Source organism: Nonomuraea basaltis (assembly GCF_005893125.1).
GTDB lineage: Bacteria > Actinomycetota > Actinomycetes > Streptosporangiales > Streptosporangiaceae > Nonomuraea > Nonomuraea basaltis.
Map to the genome: position 1 here is coordinate 1 of NZ_VCJS01000382.1, position 7233 is coordinate 7233.

The following is a 7233-nucleotide window of genomic DNA, read 5'->3' on the forward strand; positions in this document are numbered from 1 at the left end:
CCCCTGCCCTGACACGGGCCCGTCCTTCCGGCGGACCTCCGACCCCTGACCGCGCAACGACGTGCCTGCCGTGACGGCGTGCGTGCCGTGCCGCCGCTCCTGCCGCACCTGCCCGTGACGGTGGGGAAGGTCGGGAAGGTCGGGAAGCGGGAAGGTCGGGTGCTGGAATGGGGTGGTGCTGCGGTGGTCGGTGGCGGGATCAGTGGATGCGGGCCAGGCGGTTGAGGATCTCGGCGAGGATCGGTTCGGTGGTGGCGAAGTTCAGCCGTACGTACTCCGCGCCACCGGGCCCGAACCCCGCCCCGTCGGTCAGCAGCACCTTGGCCTCGCGTTCGATGACCTCCGCCATTCCCGCCCGCCCCACATGCAGCCACGCCAGATACGTGGCCTGCGGGATCCGGTACCCGAACGTCTCGGGCAGGCGGGCCGCGATCGTGTGGCGGTTGCGGTCGAGCAGGGCGCGGGTCCGTTCCAGCCAGGCGTCCCCGTGCCGCCACGCCGCCACCGTCGCCTCGACGCCGAACAGGTTCGCGGACCCGTACACGAAGGGCGGCTGCGCCTCCAGCGCCTTGCGGACCCCCTGGTGTCCGAGGTGGGCGACGGAGCAGCGGATGCCGCCCAGGTTGAACGCCTTCGTCGCGGACGTGATGGTGACCGTGCGCTCGGGGAGGAGCGTCGCGAAGGGGATGTGGCGGTGCGGCTCGAAGGTCAGGTCTGCGTGGATCTCGTCCGAGATGACGAGCAGGTCGTGGCGTTCGGCGAGCTCGGCGAGCTCGGTCAGCTCCTCGCGGGTGAAGACGCGGCCGGTCGGGTTGTGCGGGTTGACGAGGAGGAGCACCCGGCAGCCCGACAGGTCGGGCACTTCGAAACGCCACGAGTCGCCGTCCGGCTCGGCCTGGATGGGGTGGAGGGGACGCTCCATGAACTGCAGCGTCGTCAGGAACGGGTGGTAGGCGGGGGTGTGGACCGCCACGCCGTCGCCGGGCCGGGTCCAGACCTGGAGCAGCACCTGGAGGGCCTGGTTGAGATCGTTGAAGGAGCGGACGAGCGAGGGATCGGGGGACCAGCCGTACCGGCCCGCCATGCGCTCGGCGAACGCTTCCGCCAGCGGCCCGGCGTTGGGTTTGTCCAGCCAGGCGGGGTAGCCGAGGTCGCCGCCGGCCCGCCGCCGCAGAGCCTCGATCACCTCGGGCGCGGTGGGCAGGTCCATGTCGGCGATCCAGGCGGGAATGACCCCCGCCCCGGCCTCTGCCCATTTAAATCCGTCATTTCGCTCCTTGAGGTCATCTGGGCGGTATGCGTCGTTCACTCGGACATTCTAGATTTAGGAATGTGATGAGGCGGCGTTGCGGGTTGTGGCAGGCTGGGCGGCCATGACGCCGCACCCGAAGATCGACGCGATTGTCGAGACGTACCTGTCAGTGGCTGACGTGGAGGCGCCCGGGCTGGTCGAAGGTCTTTACCTGGAAGGGTCGGCGGCCCTGGACGACTACCGGCCGGGGACGAGCGACGTGGACTTCGTGGCGGTGACGGCCGCGAGCCCGCCGATCGAGGCGCTGGAACGCATCCACACTCGCCTCGGCGCCCACCCGTTCGAAGGCGTCTACCTCACCTGGGACGATTTCCGCCACAACCCCTCCGACCTTGAGGGGCGTCCGCAGGCCCACGGCGGCAAGCTCGACCCCCGAGGCGGCGTCAACCCGATCACGTGGCACACGGTGGCCCACCACGGCGTGACGTGCCGGGGACCCAAGCCGGCCGAGCTGGACATCTGGAGCGATCCAGCCGCCCTCGCCGCCTGGACGGACGACAATCTCGACCGCTACTGGCGGCGCCTGGTGACCCGGGCCGCCCGCCCGCTGACCCGGTGGGGGCTGGTCACCCTCGGCGGCTACGGCACCGTGTGGATCGTCACGGGCGTCTCCCGGCTGCACTACACGCTGGCGACCGGCGGCATCACCTCCAAGACGGGCGCGGCGCGGCACGCGCTGGAGGCGTTCCCCGAGCGCTGGCACCGCGTGCTGAACGAGGCGCTGCGCCTGCGCGCGGACGACTCCGCCCAGCCGTCGCTCGGGAGCCTGGTCTCGGGGCTGGCCGAGCACTTCGGCGCGCCCCGGCCCTCGCTGTACGCCTCCCCCTTCGAACGGCGGAAGGACGTGCTGGCCTTCGCCGACCAGGTGATCATCGCCGCGCACGAGCTGTACGCCGCCCGCTAGGCGGACGGGGGATTGACGGGGGTTCGCCCTCGGGATACGAATACGCCCGAACGCCATCACCACGCCATCCCGGCGCGGTGAGATGTTAACGCTAACATCGCGGAGGGCCGCTGGATGCGTACACACCGAAGGGCGTTTGCCGCCGCCGTCGCGTTGCTCTTTGCCGTCGCGACCGTCGTGTTCGCACCCGGCGCCGCCCACGCCGCCGGGCCGGCGCCGCACTACCTGATGACCGCGTTCACCAACAGCAGCGAGTCGAACATGTACGTCTACGACTCGGTGAACGCCACGACCTTCGCCCTCGTCCGCGCCAACGCCTACACCCCGCCGTCCGGCCTGATCCGCGACCCGAGCGTGCTGCGGCACACGGACGGCTACTACTACCTCGTCTACACGACCAACTGGACCGGCGACACGATCGGCTTCGCCCGCAGCGCCGACTACGTGAACTGGACGTTCCTCCGCAACGTCACCGTCGGCCTGAACGGCGCCACCGGCAGCACCTGGGCGCCGGAGTGGTTCAAGGACTCCGACGGCAGCGTCCACGTGATCTACTCGGCGTCCACGACGGGCACGGCGGGACAGTTCCGCCCGTACCGGATCACCGCTGCGAACAGCGCGCTCTCGTCGTGGAGCGCCCCGGCCCCGCTGGGCATCCCGGCGAACTACATCGACAGCTTCGTCGTCAAGGTCGGCTCCACGTACCACAACTTCCTCAAGAACGAGACGACCAAGTACATCGAGCACGCCACCGCCACCTCGCTCAACGGCCCGTGGCAGTTCACCGGCACCGGGAACTGGGCGGGCTGGGGCTCAGGGCTGGAGGGCCCGGCGCTGACGCGGCTGCCCGACGGCCGGTGGCGGATCTACTTCGACAACTACACCGGCGGCCGCTACTACTACGCCGACAGCTCCAACCTGAGCTCGTTCGGCGCCAGGGTCGAGTTGCCCGGCCTGTCCGGCACCGCCCGGCACTTCACCGTGCTGCGCGAGGACGTCGGCGACACCACGGCGGTGCCCACCGGCAACCGCTCGCTGCGCTCGGCCAACTTCCCCGACCGGTACGTGCGCCACCGGAACAACCTGGCCTACGTCGACCCGCTCAGCTCCGCCAGCCCGCCGGCCGACCGCCGGGACGCCACGTTCACCGTCGCGGCGGGGCTGGCCCACCCCGGCTGCTACTCCTTCCAGTCGGTCAACCTGCCCGGCTACTACCTGCGCCACTACAACATGCGGCTGACCCTGCAACGCGACGACGGCTCGGCGATCTTCAAGGGCGACGCCACGTTCTGCGGGCGATCCGGACTGGCGGGCGGGGGCACGATCTCGTTCGAGTCGTACAACCTGCCGGGCCGCTACCTGCGCCACTACAACTACGAGATGCGGCTGGACCTGCGGGCGTCCGACTCGGTGTTCGCCTCCGACGCCTCGTACACGGTCACCTCGCCGCTGGCCTGACCCGGAAAGGATCAGCCGATGCTCCGGAAACCGGCGACCGTCGTCGTGGCTACCCTGCTCATCGTGATCGCCAATCTGCTGTCGCCGGGCGCCGCCCACGCCTCGCCCGCCGTGCAGTACACCAACCCGCTGGCGGCGCAGCGCGCCGACCCGCACATCTTCCGCCACACCGACGGCTACTACTACTTCACCGCGACCGTTCCCCAGTACGACCGCATCGTGCTGCGCCGCGCCACCACCATCCAGGGCCTGGCCGGCGCGCCGGAGACGGTTATCTGGCGCAAGCACGCCGCCGGCGAGATGGGCGCGCACATCTGGGCGCCGGAGATCCACTTCATCAACGGTAAGTGGTACGTCTACTTCGCGGCCGGCCGGGCCGACGACGTCTGGCGGATCCGCATGTACGTCCTGGAGAGCTCCAGCGCCAACCCGCTGACCGGCACCTGGACCGAGCGCGGCCGGATCGCCACCCCCTGGGACACCTTCTCCCTGGACGCCACCACCTTCGTCGCGAACGGCGTGCGCTACCTGCTCTGGGCTCAGCAGGAGCCGGGCATCTCGACCAACTCCAACCTGTACATCGCCCGCATGGGCGCCAACCCCTGGACGATCACCGGGGCCACGACCCGGCTGACCGTGCCGACGCTGGCTTGGGAGACCCGGGGCTACAAGGTGGCCGAGGGGCCGTCGGTGCTGCAGCGCAACGGGCGGCTCTTCCTCACCTATTCCGCCAGCGCCACCGACGCCAACTACTGCATCGGCCTGCTGACCGCCTCCGCGTCGGCGGATCCGCTGCAGGCGTCCTCCTGGACGAAGAGCACCAACCCGGTCTTCGCCTCCAGCGCGGCGACCAGCCAGTACGGGCCCGGCCACAACTCCTTCACCACCTCGGAGGACGGGCAGAGCGACATCCTGGTCTACCACGATCGCAACTACCGTGACATCTCGGGTGATCCGCTGAACGATCCGAACCGGCGTACCCGGGTGCAGAAGATGTACTGGCGCGCGGACGGCACCCCGGACTTCGGCATCCCGGTGCCCGACGGGGTGACGCCCGTGCGGCTCATGTCGTACGACACGCCGGGATCGGCGGTCAGGCACTACAACTACCGCGCCCGCCTGGAGGCGAACGTCACCCCGCTGGCGGACTCCCAGTTCAGGATCGTTACGGGGCTGTCGGGGTCGGGGACGATCTCGCTGGAGTCGACCAACTTCCCGGAGTACTTCCTGCGGCATCGCAACCATGAGGCCTGGGTGGAGCAACGGGACGGGACGAGCCTGTTCAATGCCGACGCCGGTTTTTATCGGCGTGTGGGGCTCGCGGGGTCGGGCACGGTCTCGCTGGAGTCGGTGAACTTCCCCGGGTACTTCCTGCGGCATCGCGGCGGGCAGGTGTGGGTCGAGCAGAACGACGGTTCGACCGCCTTCCGGAGCAACGCCAGCTTCATCCTGGAATGACACCCGGCCCGCGTGGGGGTCGGGCTGCGTCCTCGGCTCGGCCCCGCATCCCGCTCGGCGCGCGCGCCAGGCACCAGCCCGCGCCTGGCCCGATCTGTGCCTGCCCGGCTTGCGCTTGTCACGGAGCGTCGTCACGGAAAGGGCTCTTCGGACGGCGCTCAAGGTCTGGCGGCTGGTGGCGGGGCCGAGGGCACGCCGACTAACGCCTCGATCGCCTGGCCCGCGATACATGGTCGGTAGCGGACGATGGCGCACCCTGAGGCGAGGGCTTGACTGCTTGGGGCTGTGCTGTGTGCGACAGTCGTGTGTGTGTTGAGGGGCGAGGATGAAGGCAGACGAGGTCGGCGGCGCGAAGGCCGTACCTCGTCGTTCTTGTTTGGCGCGCGCCGGAACGCGGCGCGGCGATTTGACGCGCGCCTGAGCCGCCGACCGGTTAGAGCCGGCGCAGGACCGCTACGACCTTGCCCAGGACGCTGGCCTCGTCTCCGGGGATGGGCTCGTAGTTGGAGTTGTGAGGGACGAGCCAGACATGGCCGTCCTTGCGCTTGAAGGTCTTGACGGTGGCCTCGCCCTCGATCATCGCGGCCACGATGTCGCCGCTCTCCGCCACCGGCTGCTGGCGGACGACCACCCAGTCGCCGTCGGCGATGGCGGCCTCGATCATCGAGTCACCGCTGACCTGCAGGAGGAACAGCGTGCCCTCGCCGACGAGCTGCTTGGGCAGAGCGAAGACGTCCTCCACGCTCTCCTCGGCCAGAATCGGACCACCGGCGGCGATGCGGCCGACGAGCGGAACATAGGCGGCCGTGGGGCGGTTGACCGTGGCCTCGTCGTCCGTCGCGTCCGGGTCGACCCAGAGCACCGGCTCGCCCGGCAGACGCACTTCAAGAGCGCGCGGCCGGTGGGGGTCGCGTCTGAGGTAGCCCTTGCGCTGCAGCGCCGTGAGCTGATGCGACACGCTGGACGTGCTGGTCAGCTGCACCGCCTCGCCGATCTCGCGCATTGAGGGCGGATATCCGCGCTGTTGTACCGAGTCGCGGATCACTTCGAGGATCTTGCGCTGCCTGGGAGTCAAGCCCAGGGAGTCGCGTCTGCGCACCGCGAGGTCGCTGACCCCGTTTGCGTCATCCCGCTCGGTCATGGTCTTCCTCCTCGCCAGGCGGCCCGCCTCACCGGCGAACCTCCCGTTCTGTGGTCTCGATGTCGCACACAGCGACCGTATCGCTGTTGAAGATCATCTTCAAACAATTGTTCGAGTCTTCCTCGAAATTGTCGCGAGTGTGGTGTACAACATCGTACGGGAGTTCGATCGACACCGTGTTCGATTTGCTGATCTTTATTCGGCCTTTCCTCAGGCCACACGGCAGGAGGTCATCCATGCGAGCGACCACAAACCCGAACACGACCAGCGAAGACATCAAGCGGCTCACACTCATCGCCGATGCCACGCAGAAGGACCGACGGGGAGACAATACGCGGGCGGAGGTGGGCTCCCATGGAAATTCCGGCAAGAGGTTGGGGCTCCGTTCGAGTGGCGCGGTAAGGCCTGGACGATCTCCATCCGGAGGGGATGCTCTCAGGGAGCAGGGAAAGCCCCGTCTGCGCTTGGTTCCCCCGCCACGTCCCGGTACGGATACGGACGAAACGCTGCCGCCGAGGCGGAGACCGGCACGTTCGGGCGGCGATGACACGGCAGCCACCCGAAGGCCGCCCGATCCCGGATCGGCTTCGGAGACGCGTGGTGCACGGCGAGGTCCGGGAGCCGGTACGGGCAGGGGAGGGCCTGGAACCGGCGCGGGGCCCCGGGCCGGCACAGGACGCGGCGGGTCTCGGACAAGTGCGGCGCGCGGAGCCGGTGCCGGAAGGGTCGGTGTCGCGCCCGGTTTCGCCGCAGGGCGTGGCGGCCCTGGGGGTGTGCGGCGTGGCGGCCTTGGAATGGGCAAAGAGCGCGGCGGGCCTGGAGGGGGCAGAGAGCGTGGCGGCGGGCCTGGAGCGGGCAGAGGGCGCGGCGGCTCTGAAGGAGGCACAAAGCGGGGCGGGCCTGGAGCGGGCAGGCGGCGTGGCGGGCTTGGGGCGAGGCCGGGGCGCGGCGGGGTTACGG

6 protein-coding genes are annotated in these 7233 nt (G+C 69.6%); 4 read left to right on the forward strand and 2 right to left on the reverse strand.

Going from position 1 to position 7233, the window contains the following annotated elements; all coding sequences use genetic code 11:
- Positions 1-199: 199 nt before the first annotated feature.
- The gene (locus EJK15_RS66035) at positions 200-1309 is read right to left on the reverse strand and encodes a MalY/PatB family protein (protein WP_138720397.1); all 1110 of its coding nucleotides are present in this window, start codon (positions 1307-1309) and stop codon (positions 200-202) included.
- 46 nt (positions 1310-1355) lie between these two features.
- Between EJK15_RS66035 and EJK15_RS66040 the strand changes: the two genes are divergently transcribed.
- The 3 genes from EJK15_RS66040 (at position 1356) to EJK15_RS66050 (ending at position 5132) form a co-directional block, all read left to right on the forward strand.
- The gene (locus EJK15_RS66040) at positions 1356-2216 is read left to right on the forward strand and encodes an aminoglycoside adenylyltransferase domain-containing protein (protein WP_240778067.1); all 861 of its coding nucleotides are present in this window, start codon (positions 1356-1358) and stop codon (positions 2214-2216) included.
- Between the two features lie 114 nt (positions 2217-2330).
- A complete protein-coding gene (locus EJK15_RS66045; RefSeq protein ID WP_138720398.1) occupies positions 2331-3674 on the forward strand; it encodes a glycoside hydrolase family 43 protein in 1344 nt (447 codons plus the stop codon).
- Between the two features lie 18 nt (positions 3675-3692).
- A complete protein-coding gene (locus EJK15_RS66050) occupies positions 3693-5132 on the forward strand; it encodes a family 43 glycosylhydrolase (protein ID WP_138720399.1) in 1440 nt (479 codons plus the stop codon).
- Positions 5133-5565: 433 nt separating this feature from the next.
- Here the strand turns inward: EJK15_RS66050 and lexA are convergent, their stop codons facing one another.
- On the reverse strand, positions 5566-6273 hold the full coding sequence (lexA, locus tag EJK15_RS66055; protein ID WP_138720400.1) for a transcriptional repressor LexA: 708 nt from the start codon (positions 6271-6273) through the stop codon (positions 5566-5568).
- Between the two features lie 600 nt (positions 6274-6873).
- Between lexA and EJK15_RS66060 the strand changes: the two genes are divergently transcribed.
- Positions 6874-7233 (forward strand): hypothetical protein (locus tag EJK15_RS66060; RefSeq protein WP_206062215.1); only part of this gene is annotated, 360 nt, incomplete at its 3' end.